Origin of the sequence: Capsulimonas corticalis (genome assembly GCF_003574315.2) — a bacterium.
Classification (GTDB): domain Bacteria; phylum Armatimonadota; class Armatimonadia; order Armatimonadales; family Capsulimonadaceae; genus Capsulimonas; species Capsulimonas corticalis.
Genome location: NZ_AP025739.1, coordinates 2,312,222 through 2,333,013, shown reverse-complemented (window position 1 = coordinate 2,333,013; position 20,792 = coordinate 2,312,222). Strand labels below are relative to the sequence as shown.

Below are 20,792 nucleotides of genomic sequence, written 5' to 3'. Positions count from 1 at the left end.
AGGGACTAACGCCGCAAATCCCTGGTAAAATACCCTCAGAACTCATGTCCTTCTTCCGCGCGCATCGCCAGCTCTGCCTGGTTTGGGGGCTCCTCTGGAGCCTGGTCGTTCTGAGCGCCTCCAGCGGATTTTGTTTCTCGCATGGTCCCGCCCAAACGCACGCCCGAGCGGTGTGCGCGAGCGGCTCCGGGCGCGCGAACAGCGGCGGCGGCGCGCCCCCCATGGGAGCGATGCCGGCGAATTGTCCGATGTGCCATGGCAAAATGGGCGGTATGTCGATGAAGTGCTGCCCGATGATGGCGGGGCGGCGTCCTGGGGGCGCCGTGATGAAATGCATGTGCATGTCGTCGGCGCCGCCCAGCAATATCGCGGCCCTAATCACATCTCAGGAATTCTGGCCGCCGATGATACTGCCGGCGCATGTGTATGCGCCCCGATTTTCTTCAACCTCGCTCCCCGCGTCCCGGCGCGGCGACGCGGTTCTGACCCGTTCCGTCTCCCCCTTTGAGAAGCCTCCTTGCTTGGCCGCGTTGCTGGGATTCATCCCGCACGCCGTCGTTATCTTCGATATCACAAGGAGTTTTTTCTCATGCATCCCATCCCCCATCGGCGTGGCTTCACGCTGATCGAGCTGCTCGTCGTCATCGCCATCATCTCGATTCTCGCCGCGATCCTGTTTCCGGTATTCGCCCAGGCGCGGGAGAAGGCGCGGTCGATTTCGTGTCTGTCCAATCAGAAACAGATCGGCCTTTCGCTGGTTCAGTACGTGCAGGATTACGACGAGACATATCCTCAGGAGCACCCCGGCGCGACCAATCCGGTCGTAGACGACGACAATGGACAACTGGAATCGCCGGACTATGGTTCGCCGTTCGAGAAGATCATGCCCTATGTCAGCCGGGGTAATTCGACCGACACCGCCAGTCTAACGCAGCAGCTCTTCATATGCCCGGACGACTCCGACCCACACGGACTGACGCTGGGCGCGGCGTGCACGGACGCCGCGCCGAAGCCGGGCCTGACCTCGTACGTGATCAACGCGTACTTTCTGTTCGGCGCGACGCTCGCGCAGGTGCAGCAGCCGGCCTCCACGATTTACCTCGTGGAGCGAAACAGCCAGTTCTGCGATGTCCACATCCATCCCTGGCTCGGAGAGATTTACGATGTGAGCGGTTACGCGGGGCAGGTTCATGGGGCGACGCCTGCGCCAGGCGCGGCCTGCGTCGCGAACCCGGACAGCCAGTTCGCCGTCGCCAGCGAGCGGCACCAGCAGGGGGCGAACTACGGCTTCGCCGACGGACACGCGAAATGGGAGAAGTACAATGCGACGATCGCGCCAACGAATGAGCAGCCCTGCTTCGGGCAGTATCAGGCGTTTTAGCCTCAGTAGCATCCGAAGAAATACCCGTTTGTCAAATTGAGAATCCTGGGGTAGAATGGACGAGTAATGTTATCGCTCAGTCGCCCGGCACAACCGATCCTCCGGAGAATTGCTCTCGTCCTGGCATTTGTTTGCTTCTGGATGAGCGCGGTCGCGACTCTGCATCACACCGATAAGTTCGACGGCGACGCCACCTTCGCCGTCGCGCAGGATACGATCCATGGGGCGACGGCCCACGCGCTCGACACGCCCTGTGTCGCGCACCAGTGGATGGACGCCTGGCATACGCTGCATGGGGGCGGATTGACCGTCGCCATGCAGCCCATCGTCTGCGTCATCCTCGCCGTTCACCCCACCCCGCTTCTCCATCAGATACACATTCAGTACGCCTCCCTGCGAGCGCCGCCAGCCACCCTTTCCTAAACAACGAATCCCTGCTCTCACGCGGCGATGCTGCGTCCGCGCGGCCGGATTCCTCAGACCTCACACCGATTTCATGAATGTCACTGGACGTCTCTCGACGATCGCGCTTCGGCGGGATTTGAGGAGCGCCCTGACAACTGGGACACGAAAAAAGGCGCGCAAGTACTGGTAATACTCGCACGCCTGGCAAGCGCTGTAACACGCCCGTCGCCAACGGAATTGTGACACGTCTCCGCCCTTTCGTCTACCCCAAACCCACAACCCGAGCGCGGCCGTCCGCGCCAGGCAGCGCCTTTGGCGCGCCTGGCCGAGTCGGCCGCGACGGCTCTCGCCATCCATCGCAATCACAAGATTGCGCCGTAAGGGACCAAGGAGATACTCACAATGAACGATCGGAACACCCCGATCCACGCGACCCGCGCCTGGATGATCGGCGCCGCGCTGTGCCTCTTGACCGGAGGCGCGGCGTACGGAGACGTCGTTGGGCGCCTCCATATCGTCGTCAAGGACGCCGATACCGAAAAGCCGGCCGCCGGCGCCGATGTCGTCCTGCACGACACCGCGAATGTGCGCCCGGACATCACTCTCAAAACGGACGCCGCCGGCGGCGCCGTCAGCCCGCCGCTGGAAAACCACGCCTGGGACGTGACCACCCGCGCCGACGCCTTCGAGGCGGACCATCGGACCATCAATGTCGCGGCGGACAACACCACCGAGGTTGAAGTTCTTCTGGAGCCAAAGACCGAGAAAGTCATCAAGATCAAGGATTCCCGCAATCTTCTTCGTTCTTCCCAGACCTCGGACGCCACCGAGCGCAGCCGGGACTTCCTGAACAAATATCCCGCGACGGCCGGCAATCCGCAAAGCCTGCCCAAACTGCTCATCACCAATCCAGGCTTCGTCGAATCGTCCGTGAACGTCGTCCACCCGCGCGGCGAGCACGCCTCGACCTCGATCTACCTCGACGGCGTCGCGCTGCCGGGCGCCCTGCAAGGGCGCGCGGGCCAGTTGCTCAGCCCGGAGACCGTGCAAAGCGCCGATATCCTCACCGGCGGCTATGCGCCGGAGTACGGCAGCGAGACGGCGGCGATCCTGAACCTCACCCTGCGCGCCGGCACGATCGCCCCCCTGCGGTCGTTCAGCCTGCAAGGCGGAGAGTTCGGCACGTTCGACGGCGGACTGACCTTCGGCGGCCAGGGCGGAAAAACTCTGACGCCGGGCGTCGAAGGACCGGCGCCGAGGCGATTCCGCTACCTCGTCGATCTCAACACCCGCTCGACCGGCAACGCGCTGGAGCCGCCGCAGCCCAACGATCAAACGGCGCACAACTTCGGACGAAGCTCGACGTTATTCGGCAAGTTCGACTATATCGCGGGTGACCGCGACACCTTCGGCCTGACCTTGAACGCCGCGCCGGCGGAGACCCAGATCGCCAACCGCACGGGGCTTCCCGGCAAATACGCCCCGATCGGCCAGGGCTTCGGCTACGGCGGCGCACGCAACGCCGACGGAACGATCGCTCAGGACGCCGGCAGCCCGGACGCGCTCGGAAGCGGGACGCTCGTCCTGCCCTCGCAGCAGGCGGCGGGCCAGGATATCGTCCAGACCGACACCAATAACTTCGGAATGGTCAACCTGCGGCACACCTTCAGCGACACCGTGACCGGCCTCTTCGGGATCGGCGGCTCCCATTCCGGGTTAAATCTGCACAACAACAGCCCCTCTATCGACCCGAATAGCTTCAACCCCGATGGGACGCTGACGCAGACGGACAACTCCATCGAGTTCAACCCCACGCTCAACCGTGTTTACGATCAGACGGAGCTTCAGGGCAGCGTGACGGCGTCGGCCAAATCGCACACCTACAAAGCCGGCTTCGAGCTTCAGGAGCAGCGCGGAAACGAATCGTATCAGTTCGACCCGCAAAGCCAGCTGGCGCTCGACGCGCTCGCCGGCGTCGACGGCCGCCTCGCGCCCGCAGGCGCGGGTGAGGTGGACGGCAGCGGAAATCCCGTGCTGGATGTGCTGGGAAACCAGGTGTACCTGGCGACTCCGGGCGCCAAGACGCCGACACTCCACGTCCACCGGTCCGGATACTATCGCGCCGGATACATTCAGGACACCTGGACCGTCACCCGGCGCTTCACCCTGAACTACGGCCTGCGTCTGGACAGCTACCATCAATCGCAGGAGGCGAGCAACGGCCGCGATGACGAAGAAGACACGAGCCTGACGAAGACGGAACTTTCCCCCCGCATCAATGCGTCCTACTTGCTTGCGAAGGGAACGGTCGGCCGTCTTTCCTTCAATCACCTGTTCACGCAGCCGCCGCTGGCCCAGGGCGCCATCGTCGGAACATCGATCAAGCCCGAAACGCTCGACCAGTACGACGCCAGCGTCGAACATCAGATCGGGGCTAACCAGACGGTCAAGATGGCGTATTACTACAAAAACATCCGCAACCAGGACGATACGGGAATATTGATTCCTGACACGCAGATCGGCGCGTATACGACGCTCAACTATCAATTCGCCAGCGTCCACGGCTTCGAGCTGTCCTACGACCTGGCGCCGAAAAATAACGTCGGCCTCGGCGGGTATCTCGCATATGCGAACAGCATGGCGAAAGCCGGCGGCCTGGACCAGTCCGGCGCTCCGGCGCCCGAAGTCAACGATCACGACCAGCGCAACACCGTCAGCGCCGGGATCAGTTACACGCTGCCGTCGCAGGCGTCCGCCGGTCTCGATATCTACTACGGCAGCGGCGAAGCGTCAAGCACGCTCGGCTCCATCGTCCCGACCAACAGCACGGTTCTGGACAACGGCGACCGGCACGACCACACCCGGGTCAACCTGCGGCTCGCCAGCAGTCCCACCCTGATCGCCGGCGCGGTCGGCCTCAAGCTGGACGTCGAGAACATCTTTGATAATCGAGACGTGCTGAACTTCAACTCAGGGTTCAGCGGCACGCGATTCGAGCAGGGGCGACGGGTACTGGTGTCGATCGGCGGGAAGTTCTAGATAAACCTGCGCTGGGCTCCCTTGCAAACCCACCCCCGCGCTTCGCGCGACCCCTCCCGCCGACGGGAAGGGTTGGTAAGATTGCCTCTTACGAGAGACGCCTGCGACATCGATCCGAAGCACCCTTCCCGTCGGCGGGAGGGGTCGCGCGAAGCGCGGGGGTGGGTTTGCTCATTTGCAAGAAAGCATGAACCATGGAAAAGATATTGCACTTTATTCACGCCGGCGGGTTTATCATGATCCCGCTGCTGCTGCTCTCCATCGCCGCAGTGGCGGTGATCGCGGAGCGGATCGCGGCGTTTAGTCAGTTTGGGGATACCGCGCCGGGGCTGCTCGACAAAGCCATCGCGCTTTGCCGCGCGGGCAAGGATACGGAGGCGCTGCAAGCCTGCGAGGCAAAGCGCGGGCCGGTGGCGGCGTGTTTGAGCGTTGTGCTGCGGCACGCCCATCAGCCGGTGCGGGAAGTGGAGCGTTTGGTGGAGGAGACCGGGCAGGATCACTTTATTCGATTGGAGCGATTTCTGCCGGTGCTGGACACCGCCACGACGATCGCGCCGCTGATGGGTCTGCTGGGCACCATTCTGGGCATGATCGGGGCGTTCAACGCCATCGCCGCGCAGCAGCATCACGGCAACAGCGACGCGGTGCTGGGCGGCGTCAGCGAGGCGCTCTACGCGACCGCGACGGGGTTGGTGATCGCCGTCGTCTGCTTTGTCGCCTACAACTACTTCGCCGCGCGCCTGCGCACGGTCACCGCCGAGACCGAGCAGGCCGCGACGAAATTGATCAACGTTCTGGTCGAGCGGCGCCATCAGCAGCACGCCGATCACGGCAGCCTGAACGTTGATGGAAACATGAAAGAGGACAACCGTGGAATTCAAACGGCGCCGCGAGCTTAAGCGCACCAAGATCGAGATCATTCCGATGATCGATACGATCTTCTTTCTGCTCGTCTTTTTCATGCTTTCGTCGCTGGCGCTCACGCGCCTGGACGGCCTGCCCGTCAACCTGCCCAAAGCCGCGACCGCGACCAAGCAGCAGGCGAACGATCTGACCGTGACGATCGACAAGAGCAAGCAGATCTATGTGAACAAAACGCCGGTGACGATGGCGACGCTCGGCGCGGCGCTGCTCGCGGCGGCCGGCCCGCAGGCGGACCTGAACACGGCGTCGGTGGTGATCAACGCCGATCTGACCGTCCCTCATGGCCTGGTCGTCGGCAGCATTGATGAGGCGCGCAAGGTCGGGATCAGCCGCTTCTCGATCGCCACGGATCCGGAGGCCGGCAATGGCTCCTAGCACGCTGCCTCCGCCCACGCAAAACTCAAGCGCCCATGGCGGCCTTGCGGAAGACCGGCCGAGCCGACGCCTTGCCTGGGCCGTGACGGCGTCGCTCGCCGCGAACGCCCTGCTCTGGTGGCAGGCGGCGCGCATCCTGCCCCATACGACGCCGTCGCCGACAGTCATCGAAGTCACGCGCGTCGTCCCGCCGAAGCCCGAGCATCGTCGCCCTGAGCCCAAGCCGCGCGTGGTCCCGCCGAAGCCAAAGCCGATCGTTCCTCCCCCGCCGCTCCCGCGCGCGGTTCACACTCCGCCCCGAGTCACGGCGCGTCCCATCCCGCAGCCGCTGAGACCCGTGCCGCGTCACGCCCCGCCGGCGGGGGCGCACAGCCATGTGCTGACCGCGCGTCCCGACCATGCGGCGCCGGCTCCTCAGGATCATACGGCGCTCGCGGGCGGCGGCGCGAACCTTGGAGCGCCTCTGGGCCACCAGAACGCCGGCGGCGCGCACACGGAAGCGCCCCCGCAGCCCGCGCCCGTCGCGCCGCCGGCTCCCGCGCCGGAGCCGCCAAGGCCCGCGCCGCAAGCGCCCGTGGAAGCGGCCAAACCCGAACCGCCTAAACCGGCGCCGCCGCCCGCTCCCGCCGGGCCAACGCAGGACGCCGAGCCGTCCAATCAGGAAAAGCCGGAGATTCCGGACGAGCTCAAGCAGGATACGTTCAAATCCTTCGTCCGCGTGAAAGTAGAGATCGAGGCGGACGGCAGCTTCACCCCGACTCTGCGCACGTCATCGGGCAACGCCGAGATCGATCGGCGGGTTCTGGCCGCCCTGCAACGCTGGCGCTGGAAGCCGGCCCTGCAAAATGGGGCTCCGGTCCACAGCACGCAGCTCTTCCGCTTCGAATTCGAGGTGGAATGAAATCGCGCGATGAAGTTGTAACCTCCCGTTAAGCAGGAATTCGCGGGCGCGCGTCGAATCCCAGCATTAATGCAAGGGAGCAGGCGAGCGCCTTGCCAACATGCGAAGCGAGAGCAACAACACGATGCGTTTGACAAAGAACAGTAAGCTGGTCATGATCGGCGATTCCATCACGGACGCCGGCCGCGCACAGCCGGATGGCGAAGGATTGGGCGATGCCCTGGGACATGGATATGTCGCCCTGGTGGACGCGCTCCTTGGCGCGACCTACCCTTACCACCCCATCCGAATTATCAACAAAGGCACGGGCGGCAATACCGTCCGCGACCTCAAGCGTCGCTGGCAGGCCGACGTGATCGACCTGAAGCCGGACTTCGTCTCGATTATGATCGGCATCAACGATGTCTGGCGCCAGTTCGATTCGCCCAAGCAAGTCGACTCGCACGTCTACATCGAAGAGTACGAAGCCACGCTCAATGACCTGATCGCCCGCACCAAGTCCGCCGGCGCGACTGTGATTCTGATGACGCCGTTCTACATCGAATCCAACCGCGACGACGCCATGCGCGCGCAGATGGACCGCTACGGCGAAGTCGTCAAGCGCCTCGCGCTCACGCACGACAGCATTCTGGTCGATACCCAGGCCGGCTTCGACAGCATCCTCAGCCACATCTACTCCGCGACGCTCTGCTGGGACCGCGTCCACCCCAGCAAAACCGGACACATGGCGATCGCGCGCGCATTTTTGAACGCGCTCGATTTCGAGTGGTAAGGCGTTCTTCACCAAGACCTCTCCTGCGCTAAAGCGCGGGAGAGGACTAATTCCGCCCCAGCCGCGCCGCCAGCAGGCTCACTCCCAGGCATAATCCCGTACTCAGCAGCACAAAGGCGCGCACGGTTCCGGCGTCGCCGCTCAGGACGGCGTCGTAGATGGCGAGGGGCATAGTCTGGGTGACGCCCGGCGTGTCCCCCGCCACCATCAATGTCGCGCCGAAGTCGCCGAGGGCGCGGGCGAAGGCGAGGGCGGTTCCGGCGAGCAGACCGGGCCAGGCGAGCGGCAGGAAGATCGATCGGACCAGCGGCCAGCCGGATGCGCCGTCGGTGCGCGCGGCGCCGATGACATCGGGCTCCACCGCCGCAATCGCCACACGCGCCTGGCTGATGAACAGCGGCAGACTCGCCACGCACGCCGCGACTGCCGCGCCCTCCCAGGTGAAGACCAGCGAGTGTCCCGTCAGGTGCTCATACCACGCCCCAAACACGCTCCGCCGCCCCAGGCCGACCAGCAGCGCATATCCCAGAACCGTCGGCGGCAGCACGAGAGGGAGATTGACCACGCCGATGGCGAGGTCCCGCCCCCAGAACCGCGCCCGCGCGAGCGGCCAGGCGATCAGGGAGCCCAGGAGGACCGTAAGGACGGTGGCGAGACCGGCGACGCGCAGGGAGAGCCAGAAGGGGAACCAGTCCATTAGGCGTCGCCTCGGAATGGTGGGGCGAGCGCGTATCTCAAAGACAAAGAAAGGCCGGCGAATGAATTCGCGCCTAGAAATGCACGATGTCGGCCTCCGCCGACTCCAGAGAACGCGGTCGATTGCGTTTCTGGAGTGTCTGAAGGGACACATCGTGCATTTCTGGGCGCGAATTCATTCGCCGGCTTCTTTATTGGCATCGTGGCGGATAACTATTACTTCTTCGGCGTCGTGGTGAGAAACCGATCCTACTTCGCCTTCACACCCACCGGCGCCAGATACCCGTACTGCTTCCAGATCGGCTTTGCCGCCGGCGACACCAAAAACGCCAGGAAGGCGGCGGCTTTTGGGTTGACCGTGTCGCGCTTCACCAGCGCGGCGCCCTGGGCGATGGGGGCGTGCAGGTAGTCGGGGACGATGACGTAAGGGTCTTTTTTGTCGTCGATCACCAGGGAAAGGGCGGTGAGGGCGACATCGGCGTTGCCGCTTTGCGCGTATTGCAGTGTCTGGCCGATGTTCTCAGCCTGGACCAGGCGCGGAGTGACGCTCGCCGTCAGATTGGCGTTGGCGAACGACTGCGCCGCCGCGAGGCCGTAGGGAGCGAGCTTGGGGTTCGCGATCGCGATCTTGGCGTACTTGGGATCCTGAAGATCCTGAATCTTGACGGGATGGTTCGGCGCGTCCGCGCGCGACCAGAGGGCGAGGCGGCCGACGGCGTACGTTTCCTGCGTGCCGGCGACCAGCGTTCCCTTCGCCACGAGCGAGCTGACCGTCACGGTGTCGGCGGCGACGAAGACATCGGCGGGAAGGCCCTGCTCGATCTGAGTCGCCAGCAGCTTGGTCGAACCGAAGGTCGTGACAACCTTGATTTTCTGCTGCTTTTCAAACGCCGGCACGATCGCCTGCGAGAACACCTTCTGCAAATTCGCCGCCGCCGCCACGTGCAGGTCCTGCGCGCGCGCGGCTCCCGCCGTCATCATCAGCGCCAGAACCGCCGACGCACCCAGTAACTTCCCATCCAATAATTTAACGCGCAAGTAACACCTCCGTCGATTTGATCAATGCAAACGCCGTCGCTCCAACCCTCAGCTCCAGACGCTCCACGGAAGACCGCGTGATGACGGAGACGATTTCCTGGCCTCCGGGAAGCTCCAGGGTCACCTCGCAGAGCACCCCGTCGCCGTCGATCCGCGTCACGACGCCGTGCAGCTGGTTCCGCGCGCTGATGCGCACTTCCGGCAGCGGCTCCGCGCTCGGCGCGCTCTCCGGCGGCGTGTTTCCCAGCACCTGACGGATTTTGGCGACCGCCGCCTCATCGTAGAGCCGCCAGCCGCGCCAATCGCGCTCGGCGGTGGGGATCCGCCCGGACTTCTCCCACTGGGCGAGAGTCTTGGGAGTAATCTGCAGCATTTGCGCGACCTGCGCGCGAGTAAGTTTGACGCTCATGGGGAATAGACAACCTGGGTAAATTATACCCTCGGATACACCCTTGTACTTCGATGAATTTTGTGAGACAATGAAAGCTCAACAGGGAATTCGAATCGATCGCCCCGATCCAGGGCGACACGCGTACGCACAATCATGATCGAGCCGTCACGACTACGTATGTTCACTCTCACGACCCCGCGACTTCTCCTGCGCGACCTGCGCGCGGACGATTGGGAGGCGGTGCACCGCCTGCACGCCGACCCGGATGTTCAGCGATATATGCTGCCGGGCCAGGGGTCGGAGCGGTATACGCGGCGCTTTGTCCAGATCTCCATCGAGCATGCGGCGCAGGCGACGCGCACGTTCTATGGACTGGCGCTCGTGCGCCGGGACGACGGCGTGCTGATTGGAACCTGCGTGCTGGGCGCCATCGGCATGCGGCGCCAGGGGGCGCGCGTCGGATGGACGCTGGGCAAGGCGTACTGGCGGCAGGGCTATGGAACGGAGACCGCGCGGGCGCTGGTGGACTTCGCCTTTGAGACGCTCGGCGTGACCCAGATCTACGGCGAATGTTTCACCGGCAACATCGGATCGCGCCGCGTGATGGAGAAGGCGGGACTGACGCTGCGGCCGCGATCGCTCTGGGCCGAGTACGCCGCCGGGCTGCGCTACGGCGATCTGCGCCCCATGCTGATCTACGCGCTGGATCGGGGGCGCTGGAAGCCGTCCGGCGCGCTTCTGTCCAATTCCGGGAAGCCGCTGCCCGATCAGGTACAATAGGGAAATGGCAATTCCCACGATCAAGCTTAAACCCCAGCGGCCGGAGCGTCTCACCCATCCCTGGATCTACGACAACGAAATCGGCGCCGGCCCGGGAGCGGACTTCACCAACGGCGGCCTCGTGCGCGTGCTCGATGCGCGCGGGAAGACGCTCGGCGTGGGTTATCTCAACAGCCGCAGCAAGATCGCCGTCCGATACCTCACGCGCAAGAATGTCCCGGTGGACGACGCCTTCTGGCGCGCCCGCGTTCAGGCCGCGTTCGACTACCGCGCCGCGCGCTACGCCGCCGATGGCGGCGCGCCGCCCGCCTATCGGCTGATCCACGGCGAATCCGACGGCATTCCGGGCCTGGTGGTCGATATCTACCAAGACTTCGCCGTCGCGCAGTTCCTCGCGCTCGGCCTGGAGCCCTGGCGCGACGTGCTCGTGCAATCGATCGCCGAGATCACGGGCGTGCGCGGCGTCTACGAGCGCTCGGACAGCACCGTGCGAAAGCTGGAAGGTCTGGAAGAACAGACCGGCGTGCTCTGGGGCGAAGAGCCCCCGGAGATCGTCGAATTTGAACACGACGGCTCTATTCTTCTGGCGGACGTCAAAACCGGCGGCAAGACGGGCTTGTTCCTCGATCAGATCGACAACCAGCGCGCCGCCGCGCGCGAAGCCGTGGGCCGCACCGTCCTCAACTGCTTTTCCTACACCGGACTATTCAGCCTGCGCGCCGCGCGCTTAGGCGCCAAGAGCGTCATCGACGTCGAAAGCAGCGTCGCCTTCAACGCCGTGAACGCCAAGCAGTGGGAGCGCAACGGCCTGGACGTCCCGCATGAGATCGTCTCGGAGAATGTCTTCGACTATCTCCGCGCCCGGGACCGATTCGCCGACAAGTTCGACATGATCGTGCTGGACCCGCCCGCCTTCACCAAAAACCGCGCCAGCCGCGAGGGCGCCGTCCGAGGCTACAACGAGATCAACCGCACCGCGCTGCACTGCCTGCGCCCCAACGGCGTCCTGGTGACGTGCTCGTGTTCGCACCACCTGAGCACGGCGGAGTTCCGCGAGATCGTCGAAAGCGCCGCCGCCGACGCCGGCCGCAGCCTGCGCCTCATCGCCCAGCGCGGCCAGCCCCCGGACCACCCGGTGCTGCTGTCGGCGCCGGAGAGTGAGTACTTGAAGTGTTTGATATTGGCGGTGGATTGAGAGGGAGGCCCTCATCCCCCAACCCCTTCTCCCAAAATTGGGAGAAGGGGAGCCAGAATTTTTGTTAATGCATTAAAACGATAAGACCCAATCTCACCACCCAACCTCCTCTCCCAGAATTGGGAGAGGGGGTTGGGGGGGTGAGGGCCACGCGAAGCGCCAGGTGTCGAGCTATATTCCCCTGGAAATATCATTGGAGAACGGACCGAACGTGAAAGTATTGGACGCCGTGGAGCAGGTGCTCGGCGAGGCGGGTGAGCCGCTGCATATTTTTGAGATCCATCGGCGCGTGGTCGCCGCGAAGCTGTGGGATAGTCCGGGCAAGACGCCGGATCAGACGCTGCATGCGCGGATCGCCGTGGATATCAAGAAGAACCCGCAGACGTCGCGCTTCCAGCGCACCGGACGCGGGATCTTTGCGCTGCGCAAGTGGGGACTGCCGGAGTATTCACACGAGAGCGCGCGGACGGAGACGGCGCAGACCGTCGCGCCTGTGCTCTATCTGGCCGATGTCGCCAAAACGCCCCAGAAGCGCCGCTCCACACGCCGCAAGCCGATCGTGGAAGATTCGATCTTCGGCGATGAGGATCTGGACGAAACGAGCGCCGCGCCGCCGTCGCCGTTCCTCGCGTTCACGGACGCCGCCGAGCGCGTGCTGGAGCAGTCGCCGGGCAAGACGGCGATGCACTACCAGACGATCACCGCCGAAGCGCGCCGCCTGGGCCTGATCAACACGCAGGACCAGACGCCGGAAGCGACGATGTACGCGCAGATCCTCACCGAGATCGACCGCCAGCATTTGCAGGGCGAGCCGCCGCGCTTCAGCAAGCATGGACGGGGCATGGTCGGCCTGAGCAGTTGGGAAGGCGCGGGGCTGCAATCACAGATCACCGAGCATAACTTTCTCGTCTCGCAGCAATTGCAGACGCGTCTGGACGAAATGCCGCGCCCGGACTTCGAAAACCTCATCGCCGCCCTGCTCGTGGAGATGGGTTTCGAAAACGTCGCCCTCGACAAGCGTCTCTCCGAGGAGCACCTGGACCTGCGCGGCACGCTCGTTATCGCCGGCTCCGTGCGGATCGGCATGCTGGTGCGCGTCGTGCGCGACAAAGTCGATCTCAGCGCCGCGATCGTCCAGAGCCTGCGCGGCTCCCTCGGCACCCACGAACAGGGCCTCGTCATCACCACCGGAGGCTTCAGCGCCGCCGCCACCCAGGAGGCACAGCGCCCCAACGCCGTCCCGGTCGGCCTGCTGGAAGGCGAGCGCCTGGTGTCGCTGCTGATGCAGTACGAAGTAGGCGTGCGGCAGATTCCGTGTACGCTGTATGAGCTGAAGGCGTAGGAGTAAGATGGCCCTCACACCCCGGCCCCCTCTCCCTGGCAAACCCACCCCGGCCCTTCGGGCCACCCCTCCCGCGACGGGAAGGGTTATTTCAGAGTTCGATATCGCAGGCGGCTTCTGTAAGAGGCAATCCTACAAACCCTTCCCGTTGCGGGAGGGGTGGCCCGAAGGGCCGGGGTGGGTTTGCCAGGGAGCACGCGAAGCGCGGGGTGGGTTTGCAAGCGCCAGGTTTGCCGCCGCCCCTCTTTACCATCCCCCGCCCTAAAATCGATATTGTCGATATATGACTCCACAACAGCAAAAAGAACTCAGTAAGCACCTCTCTCTTGTCCTCCGCCATCGCCCCGAAAAATACCATCTCCAGCTCGACTCGGAAGGCTTCGTACTGCTAGCCAATCTCATCGCCGGCATGCGGACGCTTGGCAAGTGGTCGCGGGTGACGGAGGAACAGGTTCGGGAGGTCGTGCGGGATTCGGATAAGCAGCGATATGAAATCGTGGGTGAGAAGATCCGGGCCCGGTATGGGCACTCGGTCGCGGAGGCGGTTTCGTATGAGCCGATCGCGCCGCCGGAGATTTTGTATCATGGAACGGCGCGCCGGGTCGTGGACGCGATTCGGGCGGAGGGACTGCGGCCGATGAACCGGCAGTACGTGCATCTGTCGAGCGAGATCGAGCAGGCGCGGATCGTCGGCGCGCGCCACGATGCGCGGCCGGTGATCCTGACCGTGCGCGCCGGGGAGGCGCACGCGCAGGGCGTCAGGTTTTACAACCCCGAGCCGCGTCTGTATCTGGCGGACTTAGTGACGCCGGAGTTTATCGATTTCGGCGATTGATCGATCCCCGATCAATTTTGGCGATTAGCGGGCTTCGCGTTCGATACTGATCGGCTCCTGGACGCCCGTCAATTCGACGGCGTTGCGGATCTTCTCCAGCGCCATCGCCGTCAATCGCGTCCCGGCGGATGCGAGCACGGCGCCGTCGGTCGAGACGACATCCCCGGCCAACTTCTGTCCCATGCGCAGATCTTTGACGGCCACCGGCAGCGTGACGACCACCGGGGCGGCCACGGGTGAACCCGCTTCCATGTTGGCCACGGCGTCGATCATCTTGGGATCGTACCACCCTGCCCGCTTGCGCAGCATGACAAACGCGCCGGCGCGCGACAAACTCCCCGATTCCAGCTCCGTCAGATCCGTCAGCACGCGCAGCATGCGCGCGCCGAGTGGAATATCCTCCCCTGCGACCTTGTTCTCCGGAAATCCCGTTCCATCGAAGTTCTTCTTCTGGTAGAGGACGATCTTGGCGACCGCCTCCAGCCGGGGAATATTGGAGATTAAGTTGTGACTGATCTCCGGCGAGCGCAGCAGCAGCGCCTCCTCGACCGGACCGAGCGGCTGGCCTTTTCGCAGCTTGTAAAGCGTGGAGGGCGGGATAGTCACCATGCCCAGCGGCGCGAGCATCGCGCCCAGTTCAAAACGCCAGAGCTGATCCTGCTTCAGCGAGATCGCCAGCCGGCGCATGCTGCCCTTGAGCGCCTGCGCGCGGCCAAAGACTTCCGGATTGACCGTCGATAAGATCTCCAGCATCACGCGGATACTGCCCTGAAGCGTCTTTTCCAGCAGGTCCCGTTCGGCCACTTGAAGCTGATACTGTTTGACGCCCGCCTCCAGCGACGCGAGCATGTTCTCCGGCGGCACGGGCTTTGTCAGATATCGGAAGATGCCGCCGTGCTCCAGGGCGTCCATGACGCTTTTCAGTCCGCCGTTTCCGGTCAGCACCATGCGGACGGTGTCCGGCGCGATTTCGCTGGTGCGCGTCAGCAGCTCAATGCCGTCCATCACCGGCATCTGGATATCGGTCACGACGACGCTGTACGGCCCGGACGTGCGGATCTTCTCCAGCGCCTCGGCGCCGCCGGAAGCGATCTCGATCGGCAGATGCTTGTGCAGCGTGCGCTGGTAGGCGTCAAGGATACTCGGATCGTCGTCAACAAATAAGATTTTGTCTGGCATATTCGGTCACTTCCGGATCGTCGCCGTCTCTGCCGGCGAAACGAAACAAGGCGGTCTAAGCGGCGCGCGCGAGGGGGGCGTCCTGCGCGTGGTGATCGATCACGGCGTCGACGACGACCGACGGCAGACCCCACAGCCCCAGCAGATAGCCGCCCACTTCTCCGTGGGTGGCGCCGAAGACTTCACGCTCGGCGGCGCTCCATCCCATCGAGGCGGCCAGATCCAGCACCTGCGCGTAGGCCTCCGGGCGCTGCGCCGCGAGGACGAGCTTGCCGCAGTCCCGGAGCAGGCCAACGGTGGCGGACGCCTGAGACGCGCGCGCGTCCAGTCCCTGAGACTGCGCGCGCGCTTCGTTGCGCTCCGCGCCGGCGCGGCTGCTCGACCAGAGCTCCTCGCGCCAGGCGATCTCGCTGGGCGGGCCGGCGTACGGCTGAAAGATCTGGCAGCTCAGCGTCAGCGATTTCATGGTGTCGGCGCCGAGCAGCACGACCGCTTCCGCCGGGCTCGCGACGACGCGCGGCAGTCCGAAGAAGGCGGAGTTGACCAGCTGCAGCACCTTCGCGCTCATGCCAAGGCAGCCGGCAACCGTCTGACCGACCTTTTGCAGGGAAGTTCCCTCGGTCGCCAGCAGATCGCACAGCTCCGCGTGAATGCTGGGGCTGACCGGCAACGCTTTCAGGCTGGAGACGAGCGCCTGAGTCTCCGGATTGCTGACGCCGTCCCGAAGCAGGCAGGCTCGCGTAATCGTCGCCTTCAGCACCTCAGCCTCGCACGGCTTCGAAAGAAATTGGTGCGCGGCGGTCACGGCTTCCAGAATAAACTCCTTCTCGGACTGCCCGGAAAGAATCACTCGAATGATCTGAGGATGCCGGTCACGCACGGCGCTGAGCAGCTGCGAGCCGCTCATGCCGGGCATCCGCATATCGGAGACAACCACATCGAAGGGGGCTTCGGCCAGCATCTGGAGCGCCTGCGCGCCGCCCTCGGCAAATTTGACATTCCAAACGTCACGCAGCGGTCGCAGCATCCGCTGCAGCCCTTGGAGCACATTGGGCTCATCGTCAACAAATAGGATCTCGCGTTTCATGCCGCCTCCGATTGAAGATTCTGACCGCCGCTGATCGGCAGCCGAATGGAAAAGGTTGTGCCCGAGCCAATCGCCGTTTCTACCGCGATGGCGCCGCCGTGACGCTCGATGATCACGGCGCGGGAAATGGAAAGGCCCTGTCCCGTGCCTCGTCCGACCTCCTTGGTCGTGAAGAACGGATCGAAGATGCGATTTTTCACCTCTTCGCTCATGCCGCTTCCGGTGTCCGAAATACGGATTTCAATCCAATCGCCGTCCTGGCGAGTGCGAATGCGTATCTCTCCTTTATCGCCCCCATCGGAGCCGACGACATCGCCGATCGCATGCGCGGCGTTGACGACCATATTGAGAATGACCTGGTTCATTTCGCCCGGGAGGCACGGAATCATCGGCAGAGCCGGATCGAGGTCAAGCGCCATTTCGGCGACATACTTCCACTCGTTGCGGGCGACGGTGATCGTGCTGTCGATCGCGCGGTTGATATCGACCAGCGTCTTTTCGCCGGAGCTCGGGTGAGAGAAATCCTTCATCGCGCGCACCAGATGGGCCACGCGCTCCACGCCTTCGAGCGACTGGGAGATCGCCTTGGGGATCTCCTCCATCAGATAGGGCGCGTCCGCGTCGGCGAGCGCTTCCTTCGCGCGCTCCAGCTGCGCCGCGGGCGCTCCGGCTAACGCCGCGATATCGATCAGCTGCTCGTAGCAGTCGATCATCCCCTTCAAGTCTTGAAACGCATCGCCGAGAAACCGCGTGTTGTCTCCGACATACTGGATCGGAGTGTTGATCTCATGCGCGATTCCCGCCGCGAGCTGCCCGATGGATTCCAGCTTTTGCGACTGCGCCAGCTGGGTCTCTAAGATCTGCTGCTCGGTGATGTCCGTTCCCAGGATCAACAGCCCCTCGTTGTCGCCGCCTCCGGGCAGACGGATCGGGGTTATCCGCAGCTGCAAAACGCCTTCGCTTTTGTCGGTGCGCTGAAAATGCACGTGCTCCAGCGTGACCATCGCGCCGCTCTCACGGCACTCCGCCACCGCTTCCGAGATCTGCTCCCAGCGCCAGGCCACGGCGCAGCGCTCCAGCGGTTCACCCAGGGCGTCCGAGGACGCCACTCCAAAGGCGAGACGAGCCGCAGCGTTCCACGTCGTGACGACGCCGTCCGCATCCGCCCCGATCAAGATCGAGGGAATGGAGGCGAAGATCACCTCCGTCTCAGCCGAGATCCGCTGGAGCTCCTGCTCCGCGATCAAGCGCTCGGCGATCTGCATCTCCAGGGCGTGATTGATCTCCGCGCTCTCATCGGCGCGGCGGCGGTTCGCAATCGTCAGCGCGACCAGCCAGGCCAGCAGGAGAGACACGCTGACGCCGGCGACAAAGGCCAGGCCGACATAGCTGGTGGTGACCGTATCGGCCATACTGGGGCTGGGCCAAAGACGCGTCCTCAGGGTCTGCCCGCCGTAGGGCGCCGCAGCTTCCTGCACCCAAACCGACTGCGCCGGCGTCGGCTCCAGCTTCGCGCGGTGAAAAATCCGCTGGTCTCCCGCGTATACGGCAATGTCATACCCCGGCGCGAGGTGCTTCGAGACTGTCTGGATTTCCCGCATCGTGTCGAAGCAGGCGACAAAATATCCATCACGCCGGCTCTGGTGAGACAAGGGCAAAACGACTTGCAGCGACGGATTGTCCTGGCCGTGGTTCCGGCAGGTCAGGACGACCGGTGTTCCCGTCTTCGTCGCGATGGCGAGCGCCGTGCGATCCGAATCCGAAAGATTCGAAAAGAGAACTCTTCCGGGCGCGCTCTGCGGATCGCTCCCCGGCGTCGTCTCGACGGAGCGCTGGATCCGCGCATTCGCGTCGGTCAAAGCGATGGATCGGCATTCCGGGTAAGCCTTTTCGAACAGCTGGACATCGAAGCGCCAGCGGTCCGCCGGCGGCTCCCCCCACACGCTCCACTGGTCGGAGAACCCCGTCAGGTTCCGCAGACGCGCTTGCAGCCGCGTCGCGATCTCCCGCTGAACGCTGACAACCGTCTGGCGGTTGTAGGCGTCAAAATCCCGGCGATTGAGATGCGCCACGACTATCCAAATGCTGGCCGCAACGACCAGGGATCCAAGGAAAACAAGACAGGGCAATCCCCGCCAAAGTTCCCAGCGCGCGCTGCGACGCGCAGTCAGATTGTGAAAGCCGAGTGGCTGCATGGAACCGCCTGTTAATCGCCCTTCCCTCATTCGACGGGAAAAGCAGCGTGCAAATTTTGTACGACGGTCTATTATCGGCACGTTTGCGGGGAAAGTGGATAGTGGTTACGCGGTGAAAACATGAGGGCGAAAAGAAACGCCCCCGGGAGCTGGGTCCCGAGGACGTCGCGGAGATCGATGGTCATCGATATTACTTGTCGGCGTCTTCTTCGGCGTGCTCGCCATTCTCGACGATATCGCCGTCCTGGAACAGAATGCCCTGCAAGGTCTTGCGCCACTGCGGCTTGCGGCGCAGCAAAAATTCAAGATCCATGCCGAAGTGTTTGAACTCCTCCAGCTGAGCATTGCGCATAATCGCGGCGGCGTCTTTGTCTTTCTCCACGGAAATGCGCTGTTCGTACCAGTTGATCGCCTCCGCTTCTTCTCCCAGCGACGCGATCATCCGCGCGAAGGTCCGTACTTCATCCGGCAATTCATCGGCCGGCTCGTGATATTGGTCAAAACCCATGGGCTGCTCCTTCATCCGTCGTGCAGTATGGATATACCCACGGATGAAGTTACTCGCGCACGCGCAGCCGCCCCGGACTTTCCCCGGTGACCGACTTGACATGGCGGCTGAGATGGCTGGCCGAATGGTAGCCGCAGAGAGTGGCGATGGAATCGAGGGTCAGCGTAGTGTGGTGCAACTGGGCGAGGGCGTGACGGAGCCGGATCTCCTGGAGGCGCTCCATCGGCGTCTGCCCGCGCAGACGCGCGAAGTGCGCGTGCAGCGAGGACGCAGACGCCCCGATCCGCCGGGCGACCTCCCCCACGGTCAGCTTTTCCCGGTAGTTGGCCTCCATTACCTGTTCCGCCGCCGCCACGACGGCTTCTCCGGCGGAGGATTTGACGCTGTTTTCCCGCGTCAGCAGCAGATTCATCTGGTCGTAGAGCAAGCTCAGCATCCGGTTTCGGTCAGGGTTTCGGGCGCCCCATTCCTGGAGAACGGACTGGCAGACGCGCTCCAGGCTCTTATGCTCGTCGTCATAGCACAAGCGCGGCCACGTGGCGGCCATATCGGAGTCCACCCAGAGATAGTAGGTGAGATACGCCGTCGTCGCGAAGTCCGCATGCGTCACGCGCGGCGGGTGAATAATGATCATGCCGGGGTGCATCGCGAAGCGCTCCGCTCCCTGCTGGCAGGTGATATGGCCGCTGCGCAGGTACATGACCTCCCAGAATTGATCCTGGTGAAACGGGAAATCCTGCCCGATCGCCGCGATGGCGACGCCGGCGTTTCGAAAAGGGCTTGGAGCCTGGTGCAATAAACTTCCATTTGCGTGCATTGCGTATCGTAGCACGCCGTAGTAGAATTATCAAGTCTTATTTGCAGATTTGCAAGCATCGTCCCTTATTGGCAAGCGTGGCGAATTCGCCACAGGAGAAGCGTCATGAAATTGTTAAACTCACGGAAGCTGCGCGGCTTCACACTGATCGAACTACTCGTAGTCATCGCTATCATCGCGATCCTCGCCGCCATTCTCTTCCCCGTCTTCGCCCAGGCCCGCGAAAAAGCGCGCCAGACCAGCTGTTCGTCCAATATGAAGCAGCTCGGCATCGGCTTTATGCAGTACATTCAGGATAACGACGAGCTGTGGCCCAGCGGCAACAACGCCTTCACCAGCGTCGACGCATGGGCGAATCCTCCCTACCTCAATTCGGCGGGAACACCGGTCACCTGGGATGTCGCGATCCAGCCATATGTGAAAAGCACCGCCGTCCTGGGATGCCCCGACGACGCGCTGCCGCCTTTGACGCTCCTTCCCGGCGTTGGCGGCAACGTCAAGCGATCTTACGCCGTGGCGACGCACTTGATCGACTACCAGCAATCGAGCGTCGGCGCTTCCCTCGCGGCCGTTCCCTCGCCAAGCAAAACCATTGAACTGGTCGAGCGAGGCTGGTGCGCCTTCGGCGGCGGCCACATCTATCAGGACTGGGGCTATTGCTCGGATGTCCAATCGCTGGACACGGTCGGTTTTGCCGCCGGTTGGCCGCACTTCGACCACCTCGCGAACTTCCTGTACGCCGACGGGCACGTCAAGGCGGCGCTGTGGGATCAATCGAAGAGCACTTCGGCGAATAAGCAGTTCCCAAGCGCGACGTTCCCCGGCTACGAATACTCCGCCGACGGCGCCCCGCAGCTTGGAGCGGGCCGCAAGTTCCCCGATTAAACCGGGCGGCGTCCCGGTTATCGTTTCTCTCCCAGCCTCCGATCGCC

At 63.7% G+C, this 20,792-nt stretch carries 21 protein-coding genes; 13 read left to right on the top strand and 8 right to left on the bottom strand.

Features of this window, described 5'->3' with window-relative positions; genetic code table 11:
* The first annotated feature begins 44 nt into the window (after nt 1–44).
* The 8 genes from D5261_RS09955 to D5261_RS09920 all read left to right on the top strand — a co-directional run bounded on the left by D5261_RS09955 (nt 45) and on the right by D5261_RS09920 (nt 7,797).
* Entirely contained in the window at nt 45–626 is a 582-nt protein-coding gene (locus tag D5261_RS09955; RefSeq protein ID WP_119324643.1) for a hypothetical protein, read from the top strand.
* Nucleotides 590–1,381 (top strand): DUF1559 family PulG-like putative transporter, encoded by a 792-nt coding sequence (locus tag D5261_RS09950; protein WP_119324644.1) that lies wholly within the window; start codon nt 590–592, stop codon nt 1,379–1,381. The genes D5261_RS09955 and D5261_RS09950 overlap by 37 nt, the downstream gene beginning before the upstream one ends.
* Before the next feature lie 141 nt (nt 1,382–1,522).
* Nucleotides 1,523–1,804: a hypothetical protein gene (locus D5261_RS09945; protein WP_119324645.1), complete on the top strand. Its 282-nt coding sequence runs from the start codon at nt 1,523–1,525 to the stop codon at nt 1,802–1,804.
* A gap of 384 nt (nt 1,805–2,188) precedes the next feature.
* The gene (locus tag D5261_RS09940) at nt 2,189–4,825 is read left to right on the top strand and encodes a TonB-dependent receptor domain-containing protein (protein WP_119324646.1); all 2,637 of its coding nucleotides are present in this window, start codon (nt 2,189–2,191) and stop codon (nt 4,823–4,825) included.
* Between the two features lie 194 nt (nt 4,826–5,019).
* The gene (locus D5261_RS09935) at nt 5,020–5,724 is read left to right on the top strand and encodes a MotA/TolQ/ExbB proton channel family protein (protein ID WP_119324647.1); all 705 of its coding nucleotides are present in this window, start codon (nt 5,020–5,022) and stop codon (nt 5,722–5,724) included.
* Nucleotides 5,696–6,124 carry an ExbD/TolR family protein gene (locus D5261_RS09930; RefSeq protein ID WP_218025764.1) on the top strand — a complete coding sequence of 143 codons (429 nt, stop codon included), beginning with the start codon at nt 5,696–5,698 and terminating at the stop codon, nt 6,122–6,124. The genes D5261_RS09935 and D5261_RS09930 overlap by 29 nt, the downstream gene beginning before the upstream one ends.
* Nucleotides 6,114–7,025, top strand: a complete 912-nt coding sequence (locus tag D5261_RS09925; protein ID WP_119324648.1) for an energy transducer TonB — start codon at nt 6,114–6,116, stop codon at nt 7,023–7,025. The genes D5261_RS09930 and D5261_RS09925 overlap by 11 nt, the downstream gene beginning before the upstream one ends.
* 124 nt (nt 7,026–7,149) lie before the next feature.
* On the top strand, nt 7,150–7,797 hold the full coding sequence (locus tag D5261_RS09920; protein WP_119324704.1) for an SGNH/GDSL hydrolase family protein: 648 nt from the start codon (nt 7,150–7,152) through the stop codon (nt 7,795–7,797).
* A 46-nt stretch (nt 7,798–7,843) separates the two neighbouring features.
* Here D5261_RS09920 and modB read toward each other — a convergent pair whose 3' ends face one another.
* The 3 genes from modB to D5261_RS09905 all read right to left on the bottom strand — a co-directional run bounded on the left by modB (nt 7,844) and on the right by D5261_RS09905 (nt 9,940).
* Nucleotides 7,844–8,494, bottom strand: coding sequence for a molybdate ABC transporter permease subunit (gene modB / locus D5261_RS09915; RefSeq protein WP_119324649.1), 651 nt, complete (start codon nt 8,492–8,494; stop codon nt 7,844–7,846).
* Between the two features lie 248 nt (nt 8,495–8,742).
* The gene (gene modA / locus D5261_RS09910) at nt 8,743–9,531 is read right to left on the bottom strand and encodes a molybdate ABC transporter substrate-binding protein (protein WP_119324650.1); all 789 of its coding nucleotides are present in this window, start codon (nt 9,529–9,531) and stop codon (nt 8,743–8,745) included.
* Nucleotides 9,521–9,940 (bottom strand): TOBE domain-containing protein, encoded by a 420-nt coding sequence (locus D5261_RS09905; protein ID WP_119324651.1) that lies wholly within the window; start codon nt 9,938–9,940, stop codon nt 9,521–9,523. Before D5261_RS09905 ends, modA begins: the two co-directional genes overlap by 11 nt.
* A gap of 159 nt (nt 9,941–10,099) precedes the next feature.
* On the opposite strand from D5261_RS09905, the gene D5261_RS09900 reads away from it, so the two are divergent.
* The 4 genes from D5261_RS09900 (at nt 10,100) to D5261_RS09885 (ending at nt 14,074) form a co-directional block, all read left to right on the top strand.
* Complete coding sequence (locus tag D5261_RS09900; RefSeq protein ID WP_165864617.1) at nt 10,100–10,702, top strand: GNAT family N-acetyltransferase; 603 nt, start codon at nt 10,100–10,102, stop codon at nt 10,700–10,702.
* A 4-nt stretch (nt 10,703–10,706) separates the two neighbouring features.
* A complete protein-coding gene (locus tag D5261_RS09895) occupies nt 10,707–11,897 on the top strand; it encodes a class I SAM-dependent rRNA methyltransferase (protein ID WP_119324653.1) in 1,191 nt (396 codons plus the stop codon).
* Between the two features lie 211 nt (nt 11,898–12,108).
* A complete protein-coding gene (locus tag D5261_RS09890) occupies nt 12,109–13,239 on the top strand; it encodes an HTH domain-containing protein (RefSeq protein WP_125206328.1) in 1,131 nt (376 codons plus the stop codon).
* Between the two features lie 283 nt (nt 13,240–13,522).
* A complete protein-coding gene (locus D5261_RS09885) occupies nt 13,523–14,074 on the top strand; it encodes an RNA 2'-phosphotransferase (protein WP_119324655.1) in 552 nt (183 codons plus the stop codon).
* Between the two features lie 24 nt (nt 14,075–14,098).
* Here D5261_RS09885 and D5261_RS09880 read toward each other — a convergent pair whose 3' ends face one another.
* The 5 genes from D5261_RS09880 to D5261_RS09860 form a co-directional block, all read right to left on the bottom strand.
* The gene (locus tag D5261_RS09880; protein ID WP_119324656.1) at nt 14,099–15,253 is read right to left on the bottom strand and encodes an HD domain-containing phosphohydrolase; all 1,155 of its coding nucleotides are present in this window, start codon (nt 15,251–15,253) and stop codon (nt 14,099–14,101) included.
* A gap of 55 nt (nt 15,254–15,308) precedes the next feature.
* Nucleotides 15,309–16,340: an HDOD domain-containing protein gene (locus D5261_RS09875; RefSeq protein ID WP_119324657.1), complete on the bottom strand. Its 1,032-nt coding sequence runs from the start codon at nt 16,338–16,340 to the stop codon at nt 15,309–15,311.
* A complete protein-coding gene (locus D5261_RS09870) occupies nt 16,337–18,412 on the bottom strand; it encodes a two-component system sensor histidine kinase NtrB (RefSeq protein WP_165864618.1) in 2,076 nt (691 codons plus the stop codon). The genes D5261_RS09875 and D5261_RS09870 overlap by 4 nt, the downstream gene beginning before the upstream one ends.
* 313 nt (nt 18,413–18,725) lie before the next feature.
* Entirely contained in the window at nt 18,726–19,043 is a 318-nt protein-coding gene (locus tag D5261_RS09865) for a ferritin family protein (RefSeq protein ID WP_119324659.1), read from the bottom strand.
* Between the two features lie 49 nt (nt 19,044–19,092).
* Complete coding sequence (locus D5261_RS09860; RefSeq protein WP_165864619.1) at nt 19,093–19,839, bottom strand: AraC family transcriptional regulator; 747 nt, start codon at nt 19,837–19,839, stop codon at nt 19,093–19,095.
* Between the two features lie 126 nt (nt 19,840–19,965).
* Here D5261_RS09860 and D5261_RS09855 point away from each other — a divergent pair, with 126 nt between their 5' ends.
* Nucleotides 19,966–20,745, top strand: coding sequence for a type II secretion system protein (locus tag D5261_RS09855; RefSeq protein WP_119324661.1), 780 nt, complete (start codon nt 19,966–19,968; stop codon nt 20,743–20,745).
* Nucleotides 20,746–20,792 lie beyond the last annotated feature (47 nt).